This is a genomic window from Pseudomonas sp. BGI-2 (assembly GCF_004310295.1).
Lineage (GTDB): Bacteria > Pseudomonadota > Gammaproteobacteria > Pseudomonadales > Pseudomonadaceae > Aquipseudomonas.
In genome coordinates, this window is record NZ_SISB01000054.1 from 1 (window position 1) to 25,784 (window position 25,784).

Genomic DNA, 25,784 nt, shown 5'->3' on the forward strand with positions numbered 1-25,784 from the left:
GCCTGGCGCCCGGCCGCGTCAGCCAGCACCAAAACCGGAGCCGTATCGCCAAGAATGAACGCCAGTCGCGCCCCCGAGTTCTCCGGATCGAGCGGCACATAGGCGCCACCCGCCTTCAGGATCGCCATCAGGCCAACAACCATTGCCGCAGAACGCTCGACACAGATCGCCACGCGCTGGTCAGGCCTGACGCCCAAAGCAATCAGCCGATGCGCCAGCCGATTGGCCCTGACGTTGAGTTCGCCATAGCTGAGTGTCTCGCCCTCAAAGACCAGTGCGGTTGCCTCAGTATTGCTCGCAACCTGCTCCTCGAATAGCTGATGCATACACAGATGAGCCGGGCAGGATTCATCCACCGAGTTCCACGTCTTGAGCAACAAGGTGCGCTCAGACGCCTCAAGCAGGTCTATTTTGGCGACAGTCTGGCTGGCATCCCGGGTCATCTCGGCAAGGACAGTCTTCAGATAACCCACGTGGCGCTCGATCGTGGCTGCGTCAAACAACGCCATCGCATAGCCAAGAGCCCCGACGATTCGATCGCCCGCCTCGGCCAGGTTCAGCTCTAGATCGAACCGCGCGACCTCATAAGAAGAACCCACGTGGCTGGCTTCAAGGCCGGGCAAGGCCCATTGGCCGGCATCGTAGTTTTGCCAGGCAAATACCACCTGAAACAGTGGTGTATGGCTCAATCGTCTAGGCGGCTGCGTTATCTCCACCACCTGCTCGAACGGCAGATCCTGATGATCCTGAGCCTTGAGTGCCCGCTCGCGTACTCGCGCAATGAGGTCGGTAACGCTCGGGTTGTCGCCAAGATCGATCCGCAGCGCCAGTGTGTTGACGAAGAAGCCGATCAGCGGCTCGATGTCGCAATGGCCCCGGTTGGCACTTGGCGCGCCGATCACAATATCTTCCTGCCCCGACAGGCGTGACAACACTGCTGCCCAGGCCGACAACACGGTCATGAACAGCGTCACACCCTGCTGCTGGCTGAAACGCTTGAGGGCCGTTGTCAGCTCTGCACTGAGTTCGATCGGCACAGAGGCGCCCACAAGGGATTGTTGCTCAGGCCGACGCCGGTCTGTTGGCAGGTCGAGCAGCGTTGGTGCATCGGCCAGCGCCTGCTTCCAGTAAGCCGCCTGCTCATTCAAACGCTCCCCCGACAGCCATTGCCGCTGCCAGGCGGCATAGTCCGGATACTGGATTGCCAGCGGCGACAATGGACTGGCCTGATGGTTGCTGAACGCCGAGTACAGCGCACTCAACTCAGGCAAAAGAATGCCGAGCGACCAGCCATCCGAGACGATGTGATGTTGCGTGAGTAGCAATACATGCTCATCTGCGGATGAGGCGACCGGTACCCGGATCAGGCAAGCCCGAATCAGCGGGCCAGTAGCGAGATCAAAGGGCGCCCGAGCCTCTTCGGTGCAAAGCCTTGCCAGCTCGGTTTCTGCGTCCGATCCAGGGAGATCAATCTCGCGCAATGGCAAACCCTGGTCGCTGGCCAGCAGACGCACTTCAACCTCGCCCTCTTGGGTGACAAAGACCGAGCGCAATGCCTCATGGCGCGACCACAGTGCATCGAGGGCCTGCTTCAAGACCGTCACGTTCAACTGGCCGCGCAATCTCAGGGCCAGAGGGATGTGATAGGCGTCGCTGATCCCACTGTCGAGTTGGGCCAGAAACCACAGTCGCTGCTGAGCGAAGGACAGCGGCAAGGATTCATCGCGAGAGAGGGTCCGTATCGATGCACGCGCCACAGCGCCAGCGTTGCGCTGGGCCTCAATCGCCAACGCCACAGCCTTGAGCGTTGGAGAGGCGAACAAGGTGGCAAGCGGTAATTCAGCCCCAAAGGCTGCTATGCGACTGACCAGCCGCACGGCCATGAGTGAGTGGCCGCCAAGGGCGAAGAAGCTGTCATGGCGACCGACCTGTTCAACGCCAAGCAGCTCCGACCAGATCCCGGCAAGGAGGACCTCTATCTCGCCCAGCGGCGCCTCGTAGGCCTCACGGGCAAAAGCATCCTCCTGCGGAACAGGCAAAGCCTTGCGATCAAGTTTGCCATTGGCCGTCAGGGGGAAGCTTTCCATCCGCACAAAGGCAGACGGCACCATGTAGTCGGGTAAACGGCTGCTCAGGTAATCACGGAGCGTTGCCGCCAGCGCCAAGCCAGTTTCAGAATCTACCGATGCGTCATGAACCTCGGACTGCATCAACACATAAGCCACCAGACGCTTGTCGGTCTCCTCGCCTTGCGCCACCACCACCGCCTCGCGGATGGAGGGATGCTCGGCCAATTTGGCGGCAATCTCACCCAGCTCGATCCGGAAACCGCGGATCTTCACCTGGTCGTCATTGCGACCCATAAACGCCAGATTACCGTTCGGAAGATAACGGGCCAGATCCCCCGATCTGTACATCCGCGCGTCAGCCTTCCCCGCAAAAGGGTCGTGCAGGAAACGCTCTGCCGTCAGTTCGGGTCGGTTCAGATAGCCGCGCGCAACACCGGCGCCACCGACGTACATTTCACCCACTTCCCCCATCGGAACAGGCTGGCCATGCGCGTCGAGTAGATAGAGATTCAAATCCGGCAGACATTGACCGATCACGCTGTCGGCTTGTTGCGCATCCGATGAAGTCAGCGGGTAGTAAGTGACGTGGACCGTGGTTTCGGTGATCCCGTACATGTTGACCAGTTGCGGGAAAGATTCTTCACGCACGCCATACCAGTCGCGCAAGGTCGACGGTCGCAGCGCTTCGCCGCCAAAAATGACGTAACGAAGATGGTCCGATGACGGTTGTAGGTATTCCATCAAGGCTGTGAAGGCGCTCGGGGTCTGGTTCAGGACAGTGACGCCCTGCTCACAAATCAGCTGGTAAAACGCTTGCGGAGAACGGGTGATGGCCTGCGGGACCAACACCAGCGTGCCGCCATAACGAAGGGCGCCCCACAATTCCCAGACCGAGAAGTCGAAAGCAAAAGAGTGGAACAGGCACCAGACGTCACTGGCCTCAAAACCAAAGGATGGATGTGTCGTATCGAACAGACGCACCACCTGAGCATGCTCGACCATGACCCCTTTGGGTTGTCCGGTTGAGCCCGATGTGTAGATGATATAGGCGAGGTTTTTGGGGGTAAGGCCGTTGACTTCAGGGCTGGTGTCCGCTTCGGTCTGGACATCTCGGGGATCAAGGACGGTATGAGCCTGCAAAGCGTCCCCGAGCGCCTGGCGCCCGGCCGCGTCAGCCAGCACCAAAACCGGAGCCGTATCGCCAAGAATGAACGCCAGTCGCGCCCCCGAGTTCTCCGGATCGAGCGGCACATAGGCGCCACCCGCCTTCAGGATCGCCATCAGGCCAACAACCATTGCCGCAGAACGCTCGACACAGATCGCCACGCGCTGGTCAGGCCTGACGCCCAAAGCAATCAGCCGATGCGCCAGCCGATTGGCCCTGGCGTTGAGTTCGCCATAGCTGAGCACTTCGCCCTCAAAGACCAGTGCCGTTGCCTCAGGACTACACGCAACCTGCGCCTCAAATAGCTGATGAATACACAGATGAACAGAATATTCAGACGTAACTTGGTCGTGCATCCTTGCCTCCAGAAGTGAACAAGGTCACTTCTATCGATTGATTGCACCTACATCATGTAAGTGCAAGTCCATGGAATATTATCTATTGACTTCTACCTGCCGCATGTCTCAAGCCAATCCAACGGCAAAGTATCGATCATTAGAACTAATCACTATCTATCATGTAAAACAGGCGTATCAGCCGACATCATCTTGCCAGCGCAATCACACACACCGAAACCGCGCCTGCCGGGCATTCCAGACAGATCACAGCTAAAAAAACGGGTTATTTCCGCCCATGAAAAACAACATCCATGGCCAGACAAGCCACGACGTTTCTTTTCTGCGTTAGAGATAAACAATGATCTTTGAGTGTATTCAGCAAAACGATTTCGATCCGATTTCAGCTACGAGGCCTATCGACGCCAAGAGTCTACCCCTGACACATCGAAGTCAATACCGGTCAAAAACTGACACATCCTAACGAAGTAAACCGCCACACTGACGGTTATCAAGTTCGATTCATGAGTGTGAAATATCCGTTTCGTGAGTTTTTTGTAGGCGCTTTCCCACGTATCGATTGCCATGGTATACGCGGTCGCCTTGACCGTTCTGTCATCCATTGCCTACGTCGATAGTCTCCATCAACTCAATGAAGTTCTCATAAAAAATCCGCGGCGTAACATCGGCTCCATACCAAACAACTACACCCCGGAGCACACCCTCATGAAACGCCGAATCCTCCTCAGCATCGCTTTCTCGGTTTTTGCAGTTAACGCTTTTGCCGCTACCTCTGCTCACCCGTTTGTCGCTGAAGGCGGCTCGGATCGTCTGATTGAAAGTCGTGTAGCAGAGGGTGGCTCCGACCGTCTGATCGAAAGCCACGCTGCATAAATGAATAGCCTCACCGCGGTACTCAATGAAAAGCCCGGCCTGACCAGCCGGGCTTTTTCATGCGCAAAAATAAATCAGTCCCCAATCAAGGAGCGACTGATCCTGTAAACAAAACTCGGCGGCTGCCCCGGTACGTCGTCCAGCACATCGACACGTTGCATGCCGATTTTTTCCAGCACGCCTGTCGAGGCGCTGTGGGCGGGCCTGACCAGCGCTAAAACCTCAGCCACCTTCAGCTCGTCGAATCCATATTCAAGCGACGCCCTGCTCAACTCAGTCGCATACCCCTGGCCCCAGGCGGACACGGCAAATCGATACCCAAGATTCAGCCGCTCGACATCACCGTACTTGCGCAAACCAATACCGCCGTAACCAATGACGCCATCCGGAGCCGCACGGGTGGCGATAGTCCACAGTCCGTAGCCGTGAATGGCCCAGTGGCGAATCCAGTCATTCAGCAGCGTTTCAGCCTGGTCAATATGGGTCAAAGGCCCGGCCGGGTTGTATTGGTTCGTCGCAGGGTCGCCGTAGATTGCGAACAGGCTGGCCAGGTCTTCGGTTTGCGGTGGCCTAAAAAGCAATCGCGAGGTGGTTCGTTGCATCGCTTTATTGATCCTTGGCGAACGTCGGGAAGCCTATTGCGGCTGAAAGGTCTGAAGGTACGCCAACAGGTTTTCGATCTTTTCCAGATCGCTGAGCCCCCAGAAAATCATGCGGGTGCCCGGAACCACTTCCTTTGGATCTTCAAGGTACGCAGTCAGGGTTTCGCGGGTCCAGACGAGGCCGGCTGATTTCATGGCGTCGGAATATTGGTAATCCGTGGTGCTGCCCGAAGGGCGTCCAAAAATGCCATTGAGTTGCGGGCCGAACGAGCCCCGTGCCGACTCCCCGACCTGATGGCAGCCGCCGCATATGCGTTTGAACAGTGTCGCACCCGCTTCAGCATCGCCGGCCGCGTGTGCCTGCGCGCTGAACAACCCGGCATTGAGCACCAAGGCCAAGGTGAGTGCTGCGGTTTTCTTCATGTCCTGCTCCAAATCATCTGTGGCTTATCGCTCGTGAATCAACTCGCACCCGGTTGAAATTTCTTCCGGTAAGCCGCCGGCAGAAACCCCACCCTCTGGCGGAAAAGTCTACGGAATGAATTGCCATCTTCGTAGCCCACTGCGTACGTGATGCTGTCCAGAGTCATTCGCGTGGACTCAAGCAGCTGCTTGGCCTTCTCCAGACGCAGGGTTTGCAGGTAGGTAATCGGCGTGTACCCGGTGGCCTCCTTGAAGCGCCTTTTGAAGTTGCGCACGCCGAACCCGAAGCGCTGGGCGACATCGTCAATCAGCAGCGGCTGATCGAAGTGTGCCTCCAGCCAGTTTTGCGACCGCAGGATGTCGCCATCCCCGTGACTCTTCGGCATAGACCACATGACACACACCGATTGCTCGCTGCGCACCGTGTCGACGAGCAAATATTTGCCACATTTCTGCGCCAGATCCAATGAGGCAAACCGGCGCACGAGGTGCAGCAAAAGGTCCATGGCGGCACTCGCGCCGCCGCTGGTGATCACGCGATTGTCCTCGCAGAGGATCTGCGTCTCCTCCAGACAGACCTCGGCATACCGCCGACGAAACAGGTCTGCAAACGCCCAATGCGTGGTTGCCCGAACGCCATCCAGCAGACCTGCTTCGGCCAGCATGAACGCCGCCGTACACATTGAAGCCACAACGGCCCCCTGCGCGTGCTGTTGACGCAGCCATGGCCCATAGGCCGAAAACACCGGCAAGGCGTCCCTCAGGGTGAAGAGAAATCCGGGAATCAGCACCAGATCGGTTCGCGGGACCTCGTTGGTGGACAGGTCCACGCGCAGTGTCTGCCCTTCCCCACGCGGCGACATCATTGCCATCAAGGGAGGCAATGACGACTTCAAAAGGTGCGCCCGCCGAGTCTGCGAACAGATTGGCGGCGCTGAGCACTTCCAGGGCCATGGTGGCGCTGGCAGCGGAGCATTGGTCCGCCAGTAAAAGAGTGACGTGCATACATGATCCAATTGCGCTTTTCGCATGAAAAAAGTCATTTGCGCACCTACCTTATCTGATCCCTCCCCCCTAAAGTGCACCGGTCACTCAATCATCGGCGTACTTATGAATCTCTGGTTTCGACTGTTCCTCATGCTGTTTCGTCGCCCGTGGCGCAAACCGGTTGATGCCATGGCCACCACCGTCATCCGCCTGCGCGTCTGGCCGCTCGACCTCGACCTCAACCGCCACGTCACCAATGGCCGCTATTTCACCCTGGCCGACCTGGGACGCATGGACTACGTGCTGCGCAGCGGCGCATTTCGGGTGGCGCTGCGCAATAAGGCGGTGCCGATCGTTGGCGATACCTGGGGTAAATTCCGGCGTGAGCTGAAGCTGTTCGAAGCGTTCGAGATTCACACCCGGATGCTTGGTTGGGACGATAAGTGGAGCTTCATGGAGCACCGTTTCATGAGCAAAGGACGCGTGGTTGGCGTGGTCGTAATGCGCGGTCTCTTTCGCGCCGGCAAAGGCACGGTCGCACCCGGCGAGTTTGCCCGGGAGCTGGGCCTGGCGGAACAATCGCCACCGATGCCACAGTGGCTGACAGACTGGTCGCAAAGCTGCAACGACATGAGCCATGAGCTTCGTGTTGAGGAAGGTCAGCCTGCCCGGCGTCCGCAGACCCTCGAAGAAGTTTGAGGCGCCCGTTATCCGCTGACAGCGGCAAGCGCAGACTCTATCCTGTGCACCCAGCATCCATGCTTGCCGCGATTTAACCGGAGACCTCTGAGCCCCCCCTGACCGCCCGCGAGGTTTACCAACAGTTGCGCGACGCCGCCATGGAAGTTCGGCCTCTAATTCGCCTCGCCGAACAACCCGAGCCCGGCCACATGCACGTCGATATCGAAGGCTGGCGGCTAAGCCTCGACTTCGACGGCCATCGCCTGCTGCATTGCCAACGTTGCCAGAGCCCGGACGGCCGCAAGGGTGAACTCGACCGCTGGCAACGTTACGGCACAGACCCGGTCAGTTTGCTCAGCACCTGGGAGTTGGCGCAGATTGAGCGGTTGCTGACGGAATTCAAAAACGCGGTTTGACCGCCTTCCAGTCAGGTTTGTAACGCTGCATCTGCTTCACGTCATCGCGCTGGCGAATGTTTCGCGACATCGACCTGGGCGGCTCCCCAGCGCCCGATCCACCAGGGCCATGAAAGCGCCGCCACTGGCAACCACCCGACCATTGCGCATACCATGCCACGACTCCAAAAACTTCAGATAGGCCCCCATGATCAAAGCCAGTCTGCGAAGCCACCTGACTCTCTGGTTTGCCGGTTTGTCGCTGCTCACGCTCGTAAGCGTGGGATTCTACGTGGGCCACATCGCCACCGAGCAGATGAAGCAAGCGAGCGGCAATGCGTTGTTGAGCACGGCTAGGTCCGCAGCCGAGCTGTTGGGCGCTCAGTTGCATGAACGTCAGCTCGAAGTGTCCCTGCTCAGTCGGGCCCCGTTTTTCAAACATGGTGACCTGGACGATCCGGATATCTTGACCTCGATGGAGCTGCGTTCGCAGTCCCGCGCCGAGTACGCCTGGATGGGCGTGGCGGACGCCAGCGGACGTGTGCGGCAAGCCGTGAATGGCCTTTTGGTGAGTCAATCTGTAAAGGAGCGCCCCTGGTTTCAGGCCGGGTTACGAGGTGCATACACCGGTGATCCTCACGAGGCGGTGTTGCTGGCCAAACTGCTGCCGGGAACCGCCAGAGGTGAACCTTTGCGCTTCATCGATTTCGCCGCGCCGATACGCAATGTCGAGGGCCAGGTGATCGGTGTGCTGGGCGCTCATGCCCACTGGAGTTGGGTGACGCGGATTGTTGACGCGGCGGTGCTGCGCAAGGACATGACGCCTGAAGTGGAGGCGCTGATCGTCGACCACAACGGCAAAGTGCTCTACCCGGAATCGCTCATGGGGCAACTCATGCCGAATATGCCGGTGGCCCGGGAAAACCATTCCGACACTTCTGGCTGGTCAGTGGGCAACGGTTACCTGACCAGCGTTGTCGCGGTGCCCACTCCTTCAAGCACCGACCTGACGTGGTACATCGCGGTACGGCAGCCGCTGGATATTGCGCTTCAACCCGCACGTATCCTGTTGTACAAGTTGCTGGGGCTGGGTGTCATCGCCGCGATCGTGTTCGGTCTGGTGGCCTACTACCTCGCGCTGTACCTCAGTCGCCCGATCGAGCAGTTGGCGAAGTCGGCCAAACAGGTACAGAGCCAACAACCCGGCGTGACCTTCCCCCGTGATCATTCGGTGCGAGAAATTGCCCAACTGGGCCAATCCCTCCAGGGCATGACGCAGTCCTTGCTCGGCAAGGAGCGCGAGTTGCAGGAGGCCAATGCGTCGCTGGAAGCCACGGTCGCGCAACGCACAGCCGCCCTCACCCAGGCCAATGCCGATCTGTTGAAACTGGCCACCCACGACGCGCTGACCGGCGTGTACAACCGGCGGCGATTCGACGAGAAACTGGACGAGTGCAACCTGCTGTTTCAACGCACCGGCCGGCCCTTCGCGCTGCTGTTCATAGACGCTGACCACTTCAAGCAAATCAACGACACCCACGGCCATGCGGTCGGTGATGAAGTGCTGCACCAACTCGCCCGGCTGATTCAGGACACCACCCGCGCCACTGACTTTGTGGCCCGTTACGGTGGCGAGGAGTTTGCGGTGCTGTTGCCGGAAGTCGAGGAACCCGAGAGCCCCGAGGTCGTTGCCGAGAAGATCCGCGCCGCGATTGCCGAGGCCACTTTTGCCACGGTCGGGCACGTCACGGTGAGTATCGGCATCGGGCTTGCCGAGTCATCGGATAGCAATACGACCGCACTGATCAAACGCGCTGATCAGCAGCTCTATCAGGCGAAGTGGTCGGGTAGGAATCGGGTGGCGCAGCAGGCTCGCGTGACGCAACGCCACTGAGCGCCCCAACTCACCCTCCATGTGGCGAGGGGGTTTACCCCTCGCCACAGCCAACAGGCGGTGCTCTGCGCTTACTGAACGTTTTTCAGCTTGACCACATCACCGGAGATCGTGGTGGTGTAGCCGGTCAGGACCCAAGCCCAGAACCAGTTTTCCTGCACTTGGGTGTTGATCATCGCGTCACCGCCCTTGGCTTTGATCGCCGCGTTCTGGGCACGAACAAAACGGTTGTTTTGCTGGATCGGAATCATGCCGAACAGCAACAGGCCAGTGGCCGTCGCTTCGCTGTGGCCGATCACCGTGTATTGGCTGCTTTCATAGTGCTGAGTGTTCATCGGAGTGCCGGTGCAACCCGCCAGAGCCAGACCGAACAGAGTAACGGCAACCACTTTACTGAGGTACTTCACTGAGAAACTCCATGAGATGTTGCCCGGGATCCATCTCTCGGGCGGCGCACACTCTAACGGAAGAGGTGGCCAATTGGTATCAGCTAAAGCAGGCGATTGCCGCCCCTTGGTTGGCGGCGGCTTCCGGTTCTGGAGGGTAAAAACGTTGTGGCTCAGCTTTGAGAGCAGGCTCATCGTCCAGTTTGATAAACATCGCCAACACCGGCCCCAGCAGTACCACGGCGATCGAAGCACCAAACGCCACCGCCCAGTTATTCCCCGTGATATCCAGCAACCAACCGATCACCACCGGCGACACGGCACCCGCCAGGGCCATGCCCGTGAAGGTGCAGGCGCTGGAGGTCGCGGAGTGTTCGTGGGACACCTCGGTGCCGATGACCCAAAGCGGCGAGTCCGCCAGTTCCGATCAGAAGAACGAGAAGCTCAGGCCACAGGCGCAGATGATGAGGTCGTGGGTGAACATCAGCGGAATCAAGCCGATGATCGAAGCCAGGAAGCCGAAGATGATCAAGTCGCACCTGTCCTGGCACAAGATTGCGCCGCGCCTGGCCAAGGATTTCACCGTGGTGTGCACCGACTTGCGCGGATACGGCGACAGCTCCAAACCGGAAAGGGGCGGTGATCATTCGGATTATTCCTTCCGCGCCATGGCCCAGGACTAGGTCGAAGTGCAGTCGCTGGGTTTCGAGCAGTTCTATACCGCCGGTCACGACCGTGGCGCGCGGGTGCTGTAGCATGTGCCTGGACCACGGCGACAAGCTGCTCAAGGCCGGCTTCGTCGACATGCTGCCGCAGCATTATTTGCTGAACAACGTGACGCGCCAGTGGGGGAAATTTTCCTGGCACTGGTTTTTCATGACCCAGGACGCACCGCCCCCGGAACGAATGATGAACGCCGATCCGGAGTTCTTCATCCGCCGCAAGCTGAATAACGTTGCAAGGATAAGCAGAGGTTAATACTGTGCCCCCACGCTAGTGTTGCCCGTGAGACGCACCAAGCCCCAGCCGCAAACTGAGGCTTACAAAAGAACCGACCCGCAAAGGCGGTTTTTTTTCGCCTGTCATTTGGGGCTTGGACATGTGCGTTGCACCGGAGCCAGCGCTGCCACCTCGCCGAGCAGCGGGCCGTCTTCGTCGCTGGCGGTGCTCTTTTCAGAATATTGGGTGGCTTCATGTCAGAGTTGTAGGCAAAATCCGAGAGTTGCGTAAGGGGGTACACTTTGTGCTCTTTTTGCCTTGCTACCGCCTTGTTGGTCCTATCTTTGTCGGGATACTCTCCAGACGTCGCTGCACATTCAGCGATCGGGCGTGAGACCCCGGGGACAATCAAGGCGCAAAGCGCCACAGAACCTATTGCGGCGTTTTTTTTTCGTCAGCGATCAGGTTTTATGGCGGCTGTGCGTGGAAGGCTTTCGGGCCTACCGGTTACCTTGATTGCCGGGTCTCACACCACGCACGGCTGCCACCCACGCTTTTGAGACAGCTAAGTGGCAGTTCCTCCAATCAAGGGAACTGATAATGAACAAACTAAAACCGTCCGAAACACGTCTTCTCACTCACCAGTCTTCTGAGCGGTGCTGCTCGTCACCTATTCACCTTTGCGTCTATGGAGGTGATCAATGACCGAACCAACAGAAGCAAAAACCATTGGCTTCACCCCCTGCATCTATTGCGTAGACCGTCCCCTGTTCCACGTCAGCGCCGGCGTTCCTGTCGATGCAGCACTGGCAATGGCTTCAGATTTACTGTTCCTGGCCAAGGCGCTTACAAAAGACGCCGCCTATGACAGAGAAACGGACCGTTTTTCGTGGGCCGCGCACTATTTGACGGCAATGGGGAAGGCGGTGATTGATGATGTGGTCAAAGCGGTTACGCCACGACCTGATAGAGCGAGTATGAAAGTCGCAAAATAGCGGCTAACCACTCCAGATGCTTGCCCCGACTTTGTCGGGGCTTCTGATCCTCGGCGCAGAGCGGATACAACGGCCCTGCGACAAATGGTGACGGGTTTATTTTAGAGTCATAAATAAACCCACCCCTCTGTTTTATGCATTAATCCAGTAGTGGCCAGGCTCTCTGTCAGGGTTTACCCGGTCCTTTATTTCTTTACTCACGGAGCTGGGCACAAACCTAAGTAGCAGAGAACCTTCATTATCGTTGAGCCCGCCGTCGTTAATGCGCAGTTCAAAAATCTGACCTGCCTTCAAGGAAAAATAATTCTCATAACCTGTGACGGTATTGCCCGACCTCATGACGAGCTGACCCATTCTCCCTGAGGGGAAAGGGCAGCTCGGATCTGCGTTCATGACGTAGTAGCGGCCACTAGAATTGTTACCGTTCGCTCCACACTTTCGACCTCGGTCATCTTTGTTGAAGTTCCAAAGTCCGTCTGCATACAGATTACCATCCTCCCTAACCGTGCCAAAACTCTGCCAGTCTTGATTTGCATAAACATTAAGATCCATTTTGCAGTTCTCCTTTTTTCAAGTGCGGACACCAAAACTCTTGGCTTCCGATGGTTCTTACCTTGTGAATTTTGATTCAACTTCGCGAGCGCTTGAACTATAAGAAACAGATTTAACTATCAAGCAAAAGATTTTTAGCCGCACCTGCAATAAATGACAGTTTTTTATATCAATTACTCATATCAACTCTCCAATGCATCATCAAAACTGGAGAATTGAGAACGAATTCATTTTAGGATCATGAAAAACCCCGTCCCCTTGCCTAATGCCCGTCGGTTAAGCCGTCACGCGATCCGTAGCAGCTGGCGAAGCCTGCGTTCGGCTGCGCAGCAGTCGTAAGATCAGGCAATGCGGTGTGTCAGGCATACCGTGCACTCTGGGTTTACGACTGCTTCGCAGCCGAACGCAGGCTTCGCCAGCTCTGTAGAAGCACCCAGACGATTCGCAGGTTGCGGTTGGCTAACCTGACCGCAGCCTCCTTACGGCCCAGTCGGCTCATCCAGCGCAACAAGCGGCGGTCATCGGGCTGCTGGGAATCAGGTCGTAGTTGTTGCAGTACCGCATGGGCTCCCTGGATCATCAGGCTGCGTAAATAAACATCGCCTCGCTTGGTCATGTCCCCCAGCCTGACCGTCTGCCCGCTGCTGTGCTGGTCAGGCACCATGCCAAAGTACGCGGCAAACTTGCGGGCATTGGGAAATCGCTCAGGCTTGGTTTCCTTGGCCACCAGTGCCGTGGCAGTGACTGGGCCGATGCCGCGCACAGTCATCAGTCGCTTCGCCGTCATGTCGGCGTTGGCGGCCACTTCCAGGCGCCCCGTCAGCACGCTGATGCGTTCGCCCAAATGGCGCCACTCGGCCAACAGTTCGTCGATCAGTTCACGCAACAGGCCCGGCACCGGCTGGGTGGCATCTTCCAGTACCCGCGGAATTTTCTGGCTGATCGCAACATCGCCCTGCGCCAAGGCCACGCCATGCTCGAGCAGCAGGCCGCGCATCTGATTACTCACCGCCGTGCGTCGACGCACATAGCCTTGGCGGGCGCGATGCAACGCCTGCATTGCCAGCGCCGCAACGCTTTTGACCGGCACTGCGTAGATCTTTCATCGCGACCAGCCCGCAGAATCGCCAGCGCATCGTTGCGATCATTTTTAGGCCCGCTGCGATGGGTGGCCACCAAACCGGCTGGAAGAATCCGGGCCAGATTGCCTTGGTCTTGCAGCTGCCGGGCCCAGGCTTGAGCACCCGGACCGGTCTCCATCAGAACCACGACATGAGGCGGCAACTGGCGTAGAAACTCATAAAACGCCTCGCGCGACTTGATCCGTTGCTCGTAGTGCACCTGGCCGAGGACGTCTTCACCGGCGACCTGAAAGACCTGCTTGGCCAGATCGACCGCCACGGTTGTGCAGGCCGACAAATCGGAAGAAGACAGGGATTGATCAATCGAAGTATGCTTTTTCATGGACTCGCCCTCGCTGTCGTTGGCTGTTTAGACTGCCATCGTGGCGCATTGACGCCTCGGCTTGGGCGAGTCCATCCAATTACAGAAATTGCGTTGTCGCAGAACATTGCTTATCTGATCGGCGTTAGCCCTTGGCGCTCATTTCGCCGGTTCGGCGCGTGCAGTCGTTCGCGAGGTGTCCCTCTCCTTCCTTTACGCCGATGGTTTCCTTCTTCATGGGTTTGCTGTCTCCGTCAGGGTGGTTTCGCCCGCTTCAGGATAGTTGCCGCTCGCCCGCCGCTTGAGTCTCGCTGACTGACGGTGTGCGCCCAGGTAAAGCCTGGCGCTCAGCATCCAGTCAGTGCCTGGCCATCAACCCATGCAGCACCCCGAGCCTCAACCCCGCCTCGGACGGTGTCATCTGAGAAATGCCAAAGACCTTGAACGCGGCCAGCATGACCACCAGACCGCCCGGCAAGGTACTCAGGCGATGGGTTTGCAAGCCCGCCAATTTGAGATGATTGACATGCCCCGCTTCAAGCAGGCGCAACGACAGGCGCAGCAGGCCGCCGTAGGTGATTCCGCTTTGGCCATCGTCATTCAAGCCGTTGGCCTTGAGGACTTTGGCGAGCATCCGCGCGGTGCCTGAAGAACCGATGGCCTGCTGCCAACCCAGTGCACGGTAACGACGTGCGACCTTTTCAAATTGCACCGTGGCCACACGTTCAGCCTCCAGTAGGGCCAGAGCCGTAATACATCCACCCTGAAAGTAACGCGTGCCAAAAGTGCCGCTGCCAATGGCGATACTTTCGGTCAACAGCGGCTGTGTGCCCTGCCCCAGAATCAACTCGGTGGACCCGCCGCCAATGTCCACGACGAGTCGCATACTCGCGGCACTCGGTATCGTATGGGCAACACCGGCGTACACCAGCCGGGCTTCTTCATGCCCGGAGATCACATCAATCCGAAAACCTAGATGACGCTCGGCACTGGTCAGAAACAGTTGGGCATTGTCGGCTTCGCGCACCGCGCTGGTCGCCACGGCCCGCACCCGTCCGGCCTCAAAGCCGCGCAGTTTTTTGCCGAATCGCGCGAGCGCTTGCCACCCCCGATCCAACGCCAACTCATCCAGCGCGCCACCCTGGAATCCTTCCGACAAACGGACGGGCTCGCGCAGGGTTTTGACTTCCTGGATCACGATCTGCTGGTTCCGTTTGACCGACTGGCCAATCATGAGGCGAAACGCATTGGAGCCCAGGTCAATGGCCGCAAACAGGGAGGCGTCTCCTTTCATGGTGGGATTCCTGGCAGATTCATCAACCCGCGGGCGGGGGTTGCGCTGGGTGTTCAAGACGGTTTGCGATGATCCTGCCATGCCTTAGGTGACACCAAGATGACACCGCACCTTATTGGCCCCGCCCCTTCATCGTCACGTCTGCGTCATATCCCCCGGCCTAGCATGGGCACTTCCACCCTCGTCAGGAGTTCCAGCCATGCTTTTAACCAATGACACCCTGGTGCAACGCATCCATCGCGAGCTGCTCGATCACAGTGACGAGGAGCTGGAACTGGAATTACGGGAGGACGGACACGACCTCAACGCGCTGTTTGACGAGCACCTGAGCGACAACGACGAAAAGGAAGAGAGACGACGCTACTTCAGCGAACTGTTTCGTCTGCAAGGCGAACTGGTGAAGTTGCAGAGTTGGGTGGTCAAGACCGGGCACAAAGTGGTGATTCTGTTCGAAGGACGTGATGCGGCGGGTAAAGGTGGGGTGATCAAACGCATTACCCAGCGGCTCAATCCCCGGGTCTGCCGGGTTGCCGCCCTGCCCGCGCCCAATGACCGCGAACAGACTCAATGGTACTTCCAGCGCTACGTCTCACACCTGCCGGCCGCCGGTGAAATCGTCCTGTTTGACCGTAGCTGGTACAACCGCGCAGGAGTCGAGCAGGTCATGGGGTTTTGCAACGCCGACCAATATGAAGAGTTCTTCCGCACTGTGCCGGAGTTCGAGCGGATGCTCGCACGCTCCGGTATTCAGCTGATCAAATACTGGTTTTCCATCTCCGACCAGGAACAGCATCTGCGCTTTCTCAGCCGTATTCATGACCCGCTCAAACAATGGAAACTCAGCCCCATGGACCTGGAGTCCCGTCGGCGCTGGGAAGCCTACACCAAGGCCAAGGAAATCATGCTCGAACGCACCCACATCGCTGAAGCACCGTGGTGGGTGGTGCAGGCCGACGACAAGAAAAAAGCCCGGCTTAACTGCATCAGTCACCTGCTCGGGCAAATGCCTTATGAAGAGGTGCAACAGGCGATGATTGAACTCCCGGAACGCGAACGCCAGGAAGACTATTCGCGCAATCCGACACCACCGGAAATCATCGTGCCTCAGGTTTATTAAAACCGCTTAAACGGGGGTTCCCGCGCTGACAGCGGCAGTCTCGATAGAGGCTGCCGCTTCCCATAAAGACTTTCGCCCTGGCACGCGGGTATGATCCGGGATACCACTCCCATACGGACCGATGTTTATGCAAGCGTCCAGAATCCGGCCCTCACCCGCGCCATTACTCCAACCCGGCGAGACCGTGGTCTTGTTCGACGGCGTGTGCAAGCTATGCAATGGCTGGGCAAGGTTCCTGATCCGCCACGACCTCCATCGGCGCGTCCGCCTGGCGGCAGTGCAATCGCCCGAGGGGCAAGCGCTGCTGGCGTGGGCCGGTTTGCCTCTGGATCAATTCGATACCATGGCGGTGATCCGCGACCAGCACTACTGGGTGCGCTCGGATGCAGTCTTCGAAGTCATCGCCCAACTGCCCGGTGCCTGGCGCCCGCTGAGGCTGTTGCGCGCCTGCCCGCGCAGGTTGCGAGATTGGGCCTACGATCGCGTTGCGCTGAATCGATATCGGCTATTTGGGAAATACGACACGTGCCTGCTGCCCAATCCCGACCATGAGCGTCGATTCTTGAAAACGCCCACGTGAGCACCTTGAAACGCACCCACTGGATCGCCCGGGGAAGCCTGGCGTTCATGTTTACCTACCACGGTCTGGTGCCCAAGCTACTGTGGCTGAGTCCTGGCGAGCGGACCATGATTCAAGCCCATGGCATCCATCAGGTGGAGTTGTTTGCCTATGCCGCCGGGGTTGCGGAAATTGCCCTGGCCTTATGGATATTGCTCGCGCCACGCATTGCCTGGCCGCTGATTGTCGCCTCGACCGCACTGGCTGGCCTGCTGCTGGATGTCGCGATTTTCAATCCATCCATGCTCCGTGATGCCTTCAATCCCGTCACCCTCAATGTGGCAGGACTGGCTCTGTGTGCGGTGGCCTGGAATACCAAGGCTTGAGCGAACAAGTGTCTACCAATCCGCACTCGCGACGTATCCCGGCCAAAAAGCCTGGTGCGCTGAGTGGAAAACTCACCGCTCCCAACTTGAGCCCAAGATGACGCTGCAAAGATTCACCCGCTCGAAACCTGGATCCTTGTAGGCAAGGAAATCGTCGTTGAAGGTCCCGAATGTACTCTGGGCCCGATACCGCAGCCCGTGATAAAACGCGTCGATCATCTGATGGGCAAAGTCGGTGTCGCGGGGCCAGGCGGCGATCACCGCTTCGCGTTGTTCGTCTGTGAACAGCTCAAACCCACGCCCCTCCATGTCCATCCCCGCGCCGGCCTGCACCAGGGCGATCTCTGAATGCATGTGCTCTGGAATGCCCGGTGTCGTATGGAGCGGCACGGCGTTCCAGACTTTCTCGATGTCCCCTTCGGCGATGTGAAGGCCTCGCAAGAAATCTCGCGCGGCATTAGCACTGTCCACTTCAAAGCGAAGCTGTCACAGATCGGCCCGTTGATCTGGAAAAGAGTACGCGTCGGTCGGGTCGCAACACAGCGCCAATATCGCGAATTTTCAATGCGCCACTGTGCATCACATTGTGTCTGGCTATCCTCTTGATACATCAGTTTTCACCGGTCCCGGGATTCGACACAGGCCAGATACGTCACCGCGTTCAAATGCACTCAAGGTTTCAAGGGGCTCAGCCAGATCCCCTGGCCAACGGCTTGCAACGGAGACATCAGCATGAAGATGGCAATGCAAAACAACATCGGCAACACCCGCCGCCGCTTGGTCAATTCGTCGATGCTGGCGTTTGCCCTGTTCGGCGCGCTCGGCGCGGCCCACGCACAAACGCCCGCCGCCGCACAGCCGACGGCGATCAAGGCCGACGCCACTTATTCAACACCCTCTCCGTTCGGCCCGCTGAAGCACATCAAGGCAGGACTGCTGAACGTGGCTTATGCCGAAACTGGCCCGACCGATGGGCCGGTGGTGATTCTCCTGCACGGCTGGCCGTACGACATTCACAGCTATGACGAAGTCGCGCCGCTGCTTGCGGCGAAGGGTTATCGCGTATTGATGCCGTATGCGCGTGGTTACGGCGATACGCATTTCCTGTCTGATAGAACCCTTCGCAATGGCCAACCGGCCGCGCTGGCCAGTGACGTCATCGACTTCATGGATGCGCTGAAGATCAAACAAGCCGTACTCGGTGGCTACGACTGGGGCGCGCGTTCCGCTGGCATCGTCTCGGCGCTGTGGCCAGAAAGGGTCAAGGCGCTGGTCTCGGTCAGCGGCTATCTGATCGGCAATCAGGCGGCCGGCAAGAACCCGCTGCCACCCAAGGCTGAGTTGCAGTGGTGGTATCAGTTTTACTTCGCCACCGACCGCGGTCGCGCCGGGTACGAGAAAAACACCCACGACTTCGCCAAGTTGATCTGGCAACTGGCTTCACCGAAATGGGCGTTCGACGACGCCACGTTTGACCGCAGCGCCAAGGCGTTGGACAACCCCGATCATGTCGAGATCACCGTCTTCAACTATCGCTGGCGTCTGGGCATGGTCCAGGGCGAGCCTCAATACGAGGCGCTTGAGCAGAAGCTGGCCACCGCGCCGTCGATCAGCGTGCCGACCATCACCCTTGAAGGCGATGCCAACGGCGCACCGCACCCTGCTCCGGAGGATTACGCCAAGCGCTTCACCGGCAAATACGAGTTCCGATTGATCAGCGGCGGCATCGGCCACAACCTGCCGCAGGAAGATCCGCAGGCGTTTGCCAAGGCTGTGATTGATGCGGATCACCTGTGAGGTTGCTCTGATGTCCGGGCAGTTTCCCCGATAAGCAACTGCACAACGACGGCTCGTTTTCTTGAACGAGCCGTTTTTCTTTCGTGAGCAGACCCAGTCCCATTATTGCTTCAGCGCGGTTCGCGAGAATCACTCCAGCAGCGAGACCAGGCGCGGCTCAATGGAGGTGTCGAGCACCTCCAGCAGCGCCAGAGTCACCGGCAGCTTGAAACGCCGCCGTCCCGCGCTGCCCGGATTGAGATAGAGCTGATCGCCGCGCCAATCGATGCGTGGCTTGTGCGAATGGCCGGTGATCACCAGTTTTGTACTCGACTCGAGCTCGGTTGGGACATCGGCGATGTCATGCACCAACAGCGTCTCCCATCCGTTGAGATCGAAACGAAGAAGATCGGGGAGATTTTCTGCCCACGGGGCGTCCAGGTCATTGTTTCCGCGGACAACGTACAGGGGGGCGATAGCCTTTAGTTGTTCAAGAATGTCGGCGTTGCCGATGTCGCCCGCGTGAATGATCCGTTCACAACCCGCCAGGGCAGCAATTGCTTCAGCGCGGAGCAGGCCATGGGTATCGGAAATCACACCAACTTTCATGCACGTCTCCGCAGCAGGATCAGGAATCGGGACAGAGTGTAACCCGGCGAGTGCGGGCAGCCTTGACGTGGTTTTTGTGCCTGCTGTTTCAGGTTGGGCTGGATCGACCGGTTGAATCCGCAGCCATAAGGAGACGTTCAACGATTTGCCCGGCTAGAATCTGCGACTTCTTCTCACTAGCTAAAGAGGCACTGCTCAGTGTTTAAACGCTATGTAGCCTCCCGCGAGAGGATGACCCAGGACTTAGGAAATGCCCGTTTGCTGCTGGGTCAGCGACTTTCCGTGTTATTGCATGACCCGTACTACTTCAACGATGAGAAATGTCCGGAAGACATAGGATCGTTAGTATGGCGGTTTGGCGAACATCAGACCGTATCGATGTACTTGCTAGCTGATGGGGAAAGTGTTGGAGCTGACCAATCAGACCTGCCCCCCCCCCCGCGCCCTTCGAGCTTGAAGCCGCTAGCGCCTGTTCGTGGCGTAGAGAAAATCTGCTTTGCGGCTTATCCGCCCGCTCTCTTGAAGGAAAGATCATCATTGAGGTTGAAGGAGTTGTCGACAAAGGATGGGACCAGGAGACTCGCCTTGTAGCCTTCAAAATCACCTTCGAGACCGGCGACTACCTGATCTATCTGAACCAGGGTGACGATGCAGTCGTGCTGATCAACGAACCGCCGGAGAGTATGGCGGGTATCGAAACCAGCTTGGTGACTTCGCTGGGATGAGAGCTTCGGGTCGATTGCGGCCTTCGTGACGGACAGCAATCGGGCCAAGAGCAGACATTCCCTTACCCTCGACCCCCGTTAGCCTCCCGATTACCCAGACAAATGCCCTTCGAGAAACATGTCTCGTAAATAGTCGGCTATCTTTACGACGATCCGCGCCATGCAGGCGCATGTGACAGAACCAGGGAGCAATAAGTATGTCTTGTGTAGGTCATGTTGAGAGTGTCTGCGGGCACATCGTCAGTAGCGAAACCCGTCCTGCAACAGACCTTCACCAGCTCATCGACCAGCGCATTGAAGAATTGGCGGATCAAGTGATCGAATGGCGACATCATTTGCATGCTCACCCCGAGCTTTCCAATCGCGAAGTGAACACCGCGCGCTTTATTGCAGAGCACTTGCACTCACTCGGGCTGGATGAAGTAAGGACCAGCATTGCAGGGCATGGCATCGTCGGGGTGTTGCACGGGGGCAAGCCCGGTGATCAGGTGATCGCATTGCGCGCCGATATTGATGCGCTACCGGTCAAAGAATTGGTTGATATCGATTTCGCCTCTACCGTCGTGGACGACGACTATCCGGGTGGGCCATTTCCGGTTGCACATGCCTGTGGCCATGATTGCCATACCGCAATGCTGATGGGGGCTGCCGACGCATTGGTCAGTGTGAGGGAGCATTTGGCCGGCACGATCTTGTTCGTGTTTCAGCCCGCTGAAGAAGGCCCGCCGCTGGGTGAAACCGGTGGCGCGGCAGCGATGGATGATGCCCAGGCATTGGCGAACCCGATGCCGACGATGGTGTTTGGCATGCACGTTGGGCCGCTGCCGAATGGCGTGGTTGCCTATCGGATCGGCAATCAGTATGCGGCGTCGGTGATCGTACGCATCGTCATCACCGGGCAACAGGTTCATGGCTCAACCCCGTGGATGGGCAAAGACCCCTTGCCGGTGGCTGCCGAGATCATCAGCGCCTCCGCGCAAATCTACCGGCAAGTGCCCGCCTACAACCCGGTGACCATCAGTTTTGGGCACATCGAAGATCAGGGCCGATTCAACATAATTGGCGAGACGGTCACACTGCTGGGCACGGTGCGTTGCTCCGTGGAGTCAGACATGGGTGATATTTGCCAGCGCTTGCAACAACTGGCCTCGCACTTGGCTCAAGCCCAGGGATGCGTGGCCGAGACCGAATTTCTCCAGCACGTGCCGGCCGTTCATAACGAAGCGAAGTGGGTGCATGCTGCGATTCCTACCTTAGAGTCGGTCGTAGGGTCGCAGAACTTGGTGCAGACAGCGCCTACCTTGGGCTACGACGACGTTTCAGTGTTCGTTAACCGGTATGGCGGGTTATATGTCTTGCTCGGGGTGCAGGACGCCGAATTCAAAGACGGTGCCATTGTGCCAATACCGGGCGGGCGCGGCATCAGCTACAACCACAACCCACATTTCTATGCCAATGACGACGCCTTGCAGACAGGCGTCAGGCTGCATGCACACATCGCAATCGACCACCTGATGGGCAACCTGAGAACGGAGTGATCGATGCTGCTTTATCTTCAGGAGATGGTCGGCACGGCGGTCTTCGCCATCACCGGTGTGCTGGCAGTCAGAAAGGTCGATGTCGATATTTTCGGTGCCGTTGTACTGGGTGTAATCACGGCCATCGGCGGAGGAACCGTTCGCGATCTACTGCTTGATGTGCCGATTTTCTGGATCGACGATTTCAACTACGTTTGGGTCGCCCTTGCGGCTGCACTGGTGACATTTTTCCTCGCCTCACGGATGCAAAAACAGTCAGGCTTGCTGTTGTATCTCGATGGCTTGGCCGGAGCGTTGTTCGCCATCGTCGCCACCGAGAAGGTGCTGGGCTTGCATTACACCGAACCTGTGGCGGTGACGATGGGTGTCCTTACCAGCATTGGGGGTGGCATCGTTCGTGACGCCCTGGCCGGCAGGGTCTCGCTGCTGATGTCACGGGAGATCTACGCCACGCCAATCTTGCTCGGCTGCATTCTCTATGTACTGGTGCGCGACTCCATTCCCTCAATCTGGGTCAGCGGTTGGGTAACCCTAGTCTTCATCTGTAGCGTGAGGTTCCTTGCGATTTACAAGCACCTGCAAATGCCAGGCATTTTCTCTACTAAATAACTTAAAAGTCGGGAGCATTACCGTCTGATTACTCCCTATCCGACTGACTGCAATGGGTCGTTTGCAACCCGTCGCGAAAGTAACAATCGGCCAAAAGCTGACTATGAACACGCCGACTATGATCACGCCGACTCGGGCATGCCCAACAAACCCAGCCGACGTCACATAGTCTCTCGAACAAATGTTCGGGACGGCGCCGCGCACTCATGGTCACCGCTTTGGTTAGCTCGCTGATACGCAGGTTCGTCAACACACATTGCGGTGCCTGACCCACCGACAACGGCGGCGACCAGCAGGCGTTCGCAGAGCCACCCAGTACCAAACGCCTGCTCGCCCCACCGCTGCTATCAGCCTACCCGGCGTGAAGCACGACCTAGGGAATATGCAGGAAAGTCCGTATAACCCACCTCCCCGCATCGGGTGTAATAAGTTGACCGGTCCGCTTCATCCAACGGCCAGCCGTGTTTGAGACGCTCAACCAGATCCGGGTTTGCGATATAGGGGCTGCCGAAGGCGATCAAATCCACCAACCCGGTATCAAGCGCATCCCGAGCGCTTTTTCGATCAGTGAATCCGCCGCACCAGATGATTGCGCCAGGAAACGCTGCCCGAACCTTGGCCAGCAGCGCGTGGTCGAGGTGCTGCGATTTGAACTCGGCAACTTCCATGTTCGCCTCAGGTATCAGCTCGTTGACCAGATGCAGATAGGCAACGCCAAGACGACCTAAACGCTCGGCAACGTACAGCAAGGTTTCCTCGGTGCGAGGGTCCGCCGGGATGCCGTTGAACTTGCCGAACGGCGACAGGCGGACACCTACGCACCCTGGACCCAATTCACGCACCGCCGCCTCAACGACTTCCAGCAGGAACCGTGTGCGGTTTTCTACGCTAGCTCCTCCATACAAATCGGTGCGCGTGTTGAGCACCGAGTTCATGAACTGCTCGAACAGATAAACGTTGGCGCCGTGGATTTCGACCCCGTCAAATACAGCCTCTGTGCATGGATGCAGGCATGCATAACGGTGCCAACCAAAGCCATCACTTCCTCCGGCCTCAGGCGCCGGGGCTTGCCCGCAGGGATATGGGCCAACTTGCCATCCGGGTCGTGAGCGAACACCTGCGACTCAGCCCTTTCCTCGGTCACCCCCAAGGCGCCTCGCCATTCGGCATGAGCGAGGGATGGGCCATCCTGCCGACATGCCACAGTTGCACAAATATCGTGCCGCCATTGCGGTGAACCTCATCCGTCACCAGACGCCAGCCCTGCCGCTGGGCTGATGTATAGATGCCGGGGGTCATGGCGTAGCCATTGCTGGACGGCGCAATGTCCGTTGCCTCGGTGATGATCAGGCCGGCACTGGCTCGCTGCCCGTAGTAGGCGGCCATCAATTCATTCGGGACGTCACCCTCGGACGTCCGCGTGCGAGTCATGGGTGCCATGACCATGCGGTTCTTCAGCACAACGGTGCCGCAGATCGCGTTAACTGAACTCGTATTTAGCCTGATGCAGTCCCGTGCCACTTCTGCCTTTAACTGGCCATCCAAAACCTGCACAATCGCCGGCTTTTTTCGCGACAGGATGTCCCCATGCAACGGATTGTAATTCTGGGTAATGCCGGCAGCGGCAAATCCACCCTCGCCCGCGCCCTCGGCAAGCGCTTGAGCCTGCCCGTGGTGCACCTGGACACGTTGTTCTGGGAGCCCGGTTGGGTCGAGCCGGACGCTGAGCAATTCCGCGTGCGGGTCCGCGAAGCGATCGCAGCGGATGCCTGGATGTGAAGGTAACTATGCGCGGAGAACCTTCGACCTTCGCCTGCCCCGTGCCGACCTGATCATCTGGCTCGATACACCGCGGCTCACCTGTTTCACCCGGGTGATCATGCGCAGCGTAATGAACCGCCCTCGCCCAGACCTTGCAGCGGGCTGTACAGAGAAGCTAGACCGGGAGTTCTTGACCTTTCTGAACTTCGTATGGAATTTCGATCGCGGCTACCGCCCAGGTATCGAGGCGGTGCGCCTGGCCGTGGGTCCGCACATTCCTACGCTGCACTTGCGCGGCACTCGGCAGATTGCGGCATTTCTCGATAGCTTGCCCGCAACGCCTGGAACCTCCGCCCGGCCTCCACACCCAGCGGGAACGGGCTGCCTTGGACCGGACGGAGGTCCGGACGCAACAAGCGGTCAGTAGTCCCAGAAGGCCGCAATTCAGCGCAAGGCACCACCGTTGATTGCCACTCGGCCTGCGCTCTACGAACGCCAACCACCACACGCACTAAGCCGCTGTTTCACCGCCTTGCGGTTTACCCACGCCATACCTCGCGCCACCCCGAAGCGCATGACGGAGTTTCAGGGCCGGCCGTTCGATGTAGTAGTACGAAACGCAGCTCAATCCGAACGACAGGATCAGAACGGCGGCAACGATGTGCGCGTCGTAGGCAACGGGCCAGAAAGCGCGCAGGAAGTACATCACCACAAAGTGGTTCAAAAACACGCCGTAGCTGATGTCGCCGAGGAACTCGTCAATCCGATGAAACCTGATTTTCGTCAGCACGTACACGGCCGGGATGCCTAACGCTATGCCCGCAGTCACCTCCGCATTGAACGGCCGGCGCTCAATCAGTCCCGCTTCGATTGCCGCAAATATCAAGGCAGCCACCACGGCGGTGCCGGCGGCGATTGCCAAGCCCTTCGCCTGTGGTTTGTACAGGTAGCTGCCGCACAGGAACATGAACAAGACGCCCGGCAACAAGCGGTAGCCGTACACATCGGTGTTGATGAAACCAAAACAGGCGGTCATGAACACGGCGACAGACAAGGCAAACGCAACGCCCCTCGCCTTGTAAATAATCAGGAAAGGGATCGCCAGGTAGAAACACATCTCAAGCCCCAGTGACCAGGCCGGTGGCAAAACAAGCGACCCCGCGACCCCGAACATGTAGAAACCGAGGGGCACCATGGGCAGGCTCTGCGCGATATTCCTGAGCGTCAGCTCGGCGGCTTGAGGCGTGCCGGGCAGCAAGTAATAAATCACGGCGCAGGATGCGAGGAAGTAGAACAGGAACTGAGGGTAAAGCCGCAAGGCCCTGTCCATGTAGAACAGGCCGATTTTCTCCGGCGCCTTGTAGTTGCGCTCGATGAGCGAGGTCATTACAAAACCACTGATAATCAGAAAGGAAATCACGGCAACCACGCCTGGGTTAAGCCCCGCGACCGTCTTGCCCATATGCGAAACGGCCACCAGAACGGCCAACAACAGACGAAAAGCTCCCACCCACCCCTCCAGACGTCCTTATATTTATGGCGCGTAAACTACGTTGATTTTCATCCTGAGAACAGGTTTTTTGTGGCGCAGGACCCTTCCTTCATCGGTGCGATATGGATAAGGCGATCCCTGTCGTGTGGGGCGATTCA

Annotated in this window: 25 protein-coding genes and 4 pseudogenes; 14 read left to right on the forward strand and 15 right to left on the reverse strand. The window is 58.2% G+C overall.

All coding sequences use genetic code 11. The features are described from left to right. Positions 1 to 3,479 (reverse strand): amino acid adenylation domain-containing protein (locus EYC95_RS26950; RefSeq protein WP_256657005.1); only part of this gene is annotated, 3,479 nt, incomplete at its 3' end. A gap of 816 nt (positions 3,480 to 4,295) precedes the next feature. Here EYC95_RS26950 and EYC95_RS26955 point away from each other — a divergent pair. Next, positions 4,296 to 4,460, forward strand: a pseudogene (locus EYC95_RS26955) (phage infection protein); the annotation flags it as partial. A gap of 77 nt (positions 4,461 to 4,537) precedes the next feature. Here the strand turns inward: EYC95_RS26955 and EYC95_RS26960 are convergent. The 3 genes and pseudogenes from EYC95_RS26960 to EYC95_RS26970 form a co-directional block, all read right to left on the reverse strand. Beyond that, positions 4,538 to 5,065, reverse strand: a complete 528-nt coding sequence (locus tag EYC95_RS26960; protein WP_131063036.1) for a GNAT family N-acetyltransferase — start codon at positions 5,063 to 5,065, stop codon at positions 4,538 to 4,540. A 33-nt stretch (positions 5,066 to 5,098) separates the two neighbouring features. Further along, the gene (locus EYC95_RS26965) at positions 5,099 to 5,488 is read right to left on the reverse strand and encodes a cytochrome c family protein (RefSeq protein ID WP_131063037.1); all 390 of its coding nucleotides are present in this window, start codon (positions 5,486 to 5,488) and stop codon (positions 5,099 to 5,101) included. Between the two features lie 38 nt (positions 5,489 to 5,526). Beyond that, positions 5,527 to 6,493: pseudogene (locus tag EYC95_RS26970) on the reverse strand (GlxA family transcriptional regulator). Positions 6,494 to 6,598: 105 nt separating this feature from the next. Between EYC95_RS26970 and EYC95_RS26975 the strand changes: the two are divergent. The 3 genes from EYC95_RS26975 (at position 6,599) to EYC95_RS26985 (ending at position 9,445) form a co-directional block, all read left to right on the forward strand. Continuing rightward, on the forward strand, positions 6,599 to 7,174 hold the full coding sequence (locus EYC95_RS26975) for a thioesterase family protein (RefSeq protein WP_131063038.1): 576 nt from the start codon (positions 6,599 to 6,601) through the stop codon (positions 7,172 to 7,174). A gap of 140 nt (positions 7,175 to 7,314) precedes the next feature. Then, positions 7,315 to 7,572 (forward strand): hypothetical protein, encoded by a 258-nt coding sequence (locus tag EYC95_RS26980; protein ID WP_131063039.1) that lies wholly within the window; start codon positions 7,315 to 7,317, stop codon positions 7,570 to 7,572. 187 nt (positions 7,573 to 7,759) lie between these two features. Continuing rightward, positions 7,760 to 9,445 (forward strand): sensor domain-containing diguanylate cyclase, encoded by a 1,686-nt coding sequence (locus EYC95_RS26985; RefSeq protein WP_131063040.1) that lies wholly within the window; start codon positions 7,760 to 7,762, stop codon positions 9,443 to 9,445. 71 nt (positions 9,446 to 9,516) lie between these two features. Here the strand turns inward: EYC95_RS26985 and EYC95_RS26990 are convergent, their stop codons facing one another. Beyond that, complete coding sequence (locus EYC95_RS26990; RefSeq protein WP_131063041.1) at positions 9,517 to 9,852, reverse strand: hypothetical protein; 336 nt, start codon at positions 9,850 to 9,852, stop codon at positions 9,517 to 9,519. Between the two features lie 79 nt (positions 9,853 to 9,931). Next, positions 9,932 to 10,216: a hypothetical protein gene (locus EYC95_RS30780; protein ID WP_256657006.1), complete on the reverse strand. Its 285-nt coding sequence runs from the start codon at positions 10,214 to 10,216 to the stop codon at positions 9,932 to 9,934. Between the two features lie 10 nt (positions 10,217 to 10,226). On the opposite strand from EYC95_RS30780, the gene EYC95_RS30785 reads away from it, so the two are divergent. The 3 genes from EYC95_RS30785 to EYC95_RS27005 all read left to right on the forward strand — a co-directional run bounded on the left by EYC95_RS30785 (position 10,227) and on the right by EYC95_RS27005 (position 11,765). Continuing rightward, complete coding sequence (locus EYC95_RS30785; protein WP_256657009.1) at positions 10,227 to 10,514, forward strand: alpha/beta fold hydrolase; 288 nt, start codon at positions 10,227 to 10,229, stop codon at positions 10,512 to 10,514. A gap of 73 nt (positions 10,515 to 10,587) precedes the next feature. Further along, entirely contained in the window at positions 10,588 to 10,809 is a 222-nt protein-coding gene (locus EYC95_RS30790) for a hypothetical protein (RefSeq protein WP_256657007.1), read from the forward strand. A gap of 662 nt (positions 10,810 to 11,471) precedes the next feature. Then, the gene (locus EYC95_RS27005; protein WP_131063042.1) at positions 11,472 to 11,765 is read left to right on the forward strand and encodes a DUF3077 domain-containing protein; all 294 of its coding nucleotides are present in this window, start codon (positions 11,472 to 11,474) and stop codon (positions 11,763 to 11,765) included. A 132-nt stretch (positions 11,766 to 11,897) separates the two neighbouring features. Here EYC95_RS27005 and EYC95_RS27010 read toward each other — a convergent pair whose 3' ends face one another. The 3 genes and pseudogenes from EYC95_RS27010 to EYC95_RS27020 form a co-directional block, all read right to left on the reverse strand. Next, entirely contained in the window at positions 11,898 to 12,317 is a 420-nt protein-coding gene (locus tag EYC95_RS27010) for a hypothetical protein (protein WP_131063043.1), read from the reverse strand. Positions 12,318 to 12,699: 382 nt separating this feature from the next. Next, positions 12,700 to 13,736: pseudogene (locus EYC95_RS27015) on the reverse strand (IS110 family transposase). Between the two features lie 382 nt (positions 13,737 to 14,118). Continuing rightward, positions 14,119 to 15,054, reverse strand: coding sequence for a Ppx/GppA family phosphatase (locus EYC95_RS27020; RefSeq protein WP_131063044.1), 936 nt, complete (start codon positions 15,052 to 15,054; stop codon positions 14,119 to 14,121). A 199-nt stretch (positions 15,055 to 15,253) separates the two neighbouring features. On the opposite strand from EYC95_RS27020, the gene ppk2 reads away from it, so the two are divergent. The 3 genes from ppk2 (at position 15,254) to EYC95_RS27035 (ending at position 17,116) form a co-directional block, all read left to right on the forward strand. Further along, complete coding sequence (gene ppk2 / locus EYC95_RS27025) at positions 15,254 to 16,171, forward strand: polyphosphate kinase 2 (protein ID WP_131063045.1); 918 nt, start codon at positions 15,254 to 15,256, stop codon at positions 16,169 to 16,171. 127 nt (positions 16,172 to 16,298) lie between these two features. Further along, the gene (locus EYC95_RS27030; protein WP_131063046.1) at positions 16,299 to 16,751 is read left to right on the forward strand and encodes a thiol-disulfide oxidoreductase DCC family protein; all 453 of its coding nucleotides are present in this window, start codon (positions 16,299 to 16,301) and stop codon (positions 16,749 to 16,751) included. Positions 16,752 to 16,798: 47 nt separating this feature from the next. Further along, on the forward strand, positions 16,799 to 17,116 hold the full coding sequence (locus EYC95_RS27035) for a DoxX-like family protein (protein ID WP_371928439.1): 318 nt from the start codon (positions 16,799 to 16,801) through the stop codon (positions 17,114 to 17,116). A gap of 72 nt (positions 17,117 to 17,188) precedes the next feature. Here the strand turns inward: EYC95_RS27035 and EYC95_RS27040 are convergent, their stop codons facing one another. Further along, a complete protein-coding gene (locus EYC95_RS27040) occupies positions 17,189 to 17,557 on the reverse strand; it encodes a hypothetical protein (RefSeq protein WP_218568857.1) in 369 nt (122 codons plus the stop codon). A gap of 291 nt (positions 17,558 to 17,848) precedes the next feature. Between EYC95_RS27040 and EYC95_RS27045 the strand changes: the two genes are divergently transcribed. Next, a complete protein-coding gene (locus EYC95_RS27045) occupies positions 17,849 to 18,913 on the forward strand; it encodes an alpha/beta fold hydrolase (RefSeq protein ID WP_131063048.1) in 1,065 nt (354 codons plus the stop codon). A gap of 129 nt (positions 18,914 to 19,042) precedes the next feature. On the opposite strand, the gene EYC95_RS27050 is transcribed toward EYC95_RS27045, so the two are convergent. Then, positions 19,043 to 19,501 carry a metallophosphoesterase family protein gene (locus tag EYC95_RS27050; protein ID WP_131063049.1) on the reverse strand — a complete coding sequence of 153 codons (459 nt, stop codon included), beginning with the start codon at positions 19,499 to 19,501 and terminating at the stop codon, positions 19,043 to 19,045. 503 nt (positions 19,502 to 20,004) lie between these two features. Further along, positions 20,005 to 20,274: a hypothetical protein gene (locus EYC95_RS30260; RefSeq protein WP_165557513.1), complete on the reverse strand. Its 270-nt coding sequence runs from the start codon at positions 20,272 to 20,274 to the stop codon at positions 20,005 to 20,007. Between the two features lie 149 nt (positions 20,275 to 20,423). On the opposite strand from EYC95_RS30260, the gene EYC95_RS27060 reads away from it, so the two are divergent. Together EYC95_RS27060 and EYC95_RS27065 are read left to right on the forward strand one after the other, a co-directional pair. After that, positions 20,424 to 21,764, forward strand: a complete 1,341-nt coding sequence (locus tag EYC95_RS27060) for an amidohydrolase (protein ID WP_131063050.1) — start codon at positions 20,424 to 20,426, stop codon at positions 21,762 to 21,764. Positions 21,765 to 21,767: 3 nt separating this feature from the next. Beyond that, positions 21,768 to 22,373, forward strand: a complete 606-nt coding sequence (locus EYC95_RS27065; protein ID WP_256657008.1) for a trimeric intracellular cation channel family protein — start codon at positions 21,768 to 21,770, stop codon at positions 22,371 to 22,373. A 347-nt stretch (positions 22,374 to 22,720) separates the two neighbouring features. On the opposite strand, the gene EYC95_RS30400 is transcribed toward EYC95_RS27065, so the two are convergent. Together EYC95_RS30400 and EYC95_RS30405 are read right to left on the reverse strand one after the other, a co-directional pair. Continuing rightward, positions 22,721 to 23,383, reverse strand: a complete 663-nt coding sequence (locus tag EYC95_RS30400; RefSeq protein WP_218568861.1) for a hypothetical protein — start codon at positions 23,381 to 23,383, stop codon at positions 22,721 to 22,723. Positions 23,384 to 23,513: 130 nt separating this feature from the next. Next, a complete protein-coding gene (locus EYC95_RS30405) occupies positions 23,514 to 23,813 on the reverse strand; it encodes a hypothetical protein (RefSeq protein ID WP_305955878.1) in 300 nt (99 codons plus the stop codon). Between the two features lie 147 nt (positions 23,814 to 23,960). Between EYC95_RS30405 and EYC95_RS27075 the strand changes: the two are divergent. Beyond that, positions 23,961 to 24,561, forward strand: a pseudogene (locus EYC95_RS27075) (AAA family ATPase). Positions 24,562 to 24,645: 84 nt separating this feature from the next. On the opposite strand, the gene EYC95_RS27080 reads toward EYC95_RS27075, so the two are convergent. Continuing rightward, on the reverse strand, positions 24,646 to 25,644 hold the full coding sequence (locus EYC95_RS27080) for an acyltransferase (protein ID WP_131063051.1): 999 nt from the start codon (positions 25,642 to 25,644) through the stop codon (positions 24,646 to 24,648). Positions 25,645 to 25,784 lie beyond the last annotated feature (140 nt).

Bases quoted from the DNA above. Each gene is read 5' to 3' on its own strand.
- EYC95_RS30405 (WP_305955878.1), bottom strand. From the start codon at position 23,813: ATGGCACCCATGACTCGCACGCGGACGTCCGAGGGTGACGTCCCGAAT.
- EYC95_RS27060 (WP_131063050.1), top strand. From the start codon at position 20,424: ATGTCTTGTGTAGGTCATGTTGAGAGTGTCTGCGGGCACATCGTCAGT.
- EYC95_RS26980 (WP_131063039.1), top strand. From the start codon at position 7,315: ATGGAAGTTCGGCCTCTAATTCGCCTCGCCGAACAACCCGAGCCCGGC.
- EYC95_RS27010 (WP_131063043.1), bottom strand. From the start codon at position 12,317: ATGGATCTTAATGTTTATGCAAATCAAGACTGGCAGAGTTTTGGCACG.
- ppk2 (WP_131063045.1), top strand. From the start codon at position 15,254: ATGCTTTTAACCAATGACACCCTGGTGCAACGCATCCATCGCGAGCTG.
- EYC95_RS27035 (WP_371928439.1), top strand. From the start codon at position 16,799: ATGTTTACCTACCACGGTCTGGTGCCCAAGCTACTGTGGCTGAGTCCT.
- EYC95_RS27020 (WP_131063044.1), bottom strand. From the start codon at position 15,054: ATGAAAGGAGACGCCTCCCTGTTTGCGGCCATTGACCTGGGCTCCAAT.
- EYC95_RS27005 (WP_131063042.1), top strand. From the start codon at position 11,472: ATGACCGAACCAACAGAAGCAAAAACCATTGGCTTCACCCCCTGCATC.
- EYC95_RS26985 (WP_131063040.1), top strand. From the start codon at position 7,760: ATGATCAAAGCCAGTCTGCGAAGCCACCTGACTCTCTGGTTTGCCGGT.
- EYC95_RS26965 (WP_131063037.1), bottom strand. From the start codon at position 5,488: ATGAAGAAAACCGCAGCACTCACCTTGGCCTTGGTGCTCAATGCCGGG.
- EYC95_RS27030 (WP_131063046.1), top strand. From the start codon at position 16,299: ATGCAAGCGTCCAGAATCCGGCCCTCACCCGCGCCATTACTCCAACCC.
- EYC95_RS27045 (WP_131063048.1), top strand. From the start codon at position 17,849: ATGAAGATGGCAATGCAAAACAACATCGGCAACACCCGCCGCCGCTTG.
- EYC95_RS27065 (WP_256657008.1), top strand. From the start codon at position 21,768: ATGCTGCTTTATCTTCAGGAGATGGTCGGCACGGCGGTCTTCGCCATC.
- EYC95_RS26960 (WP_131063036.1), bottom strand. From the start codon at position 5,065: ATGCAACGAACCACCTCGCGATTGCTTTTTAGGCCACCGCAAACCGAA.
- EYC95_RS30790 (WP_256657007.1), top strand. From the start codon at position 10,588: ATGTGCCTGGACCACGGCGACAAGCTGCTCAAGGCCGGCTTCGTCGAC.
- EYC95_RS27050 (WP_131063049.1), bottom strand. From the start codon at position 19,501: ATGAAAGTTGGTGTGATTTCCGATACCCATGGCCTGCTCCGCGCTGAA.
- EYC95_RS30785 (WP_256657009.1), top strand. From the start codon at position 10,227: ATGACCCAAAGCGGCGAGTCCGCCAGTTCCGATCAGAAGAACGAGAAG.
- EYC95_RS26975 (WP_131063038.1), top strand. From the start codon at position 6,599: ATGAATCTCTGGTTTCGACTGTTCCTCATGCTGTTTCGTCGCCCGTGG.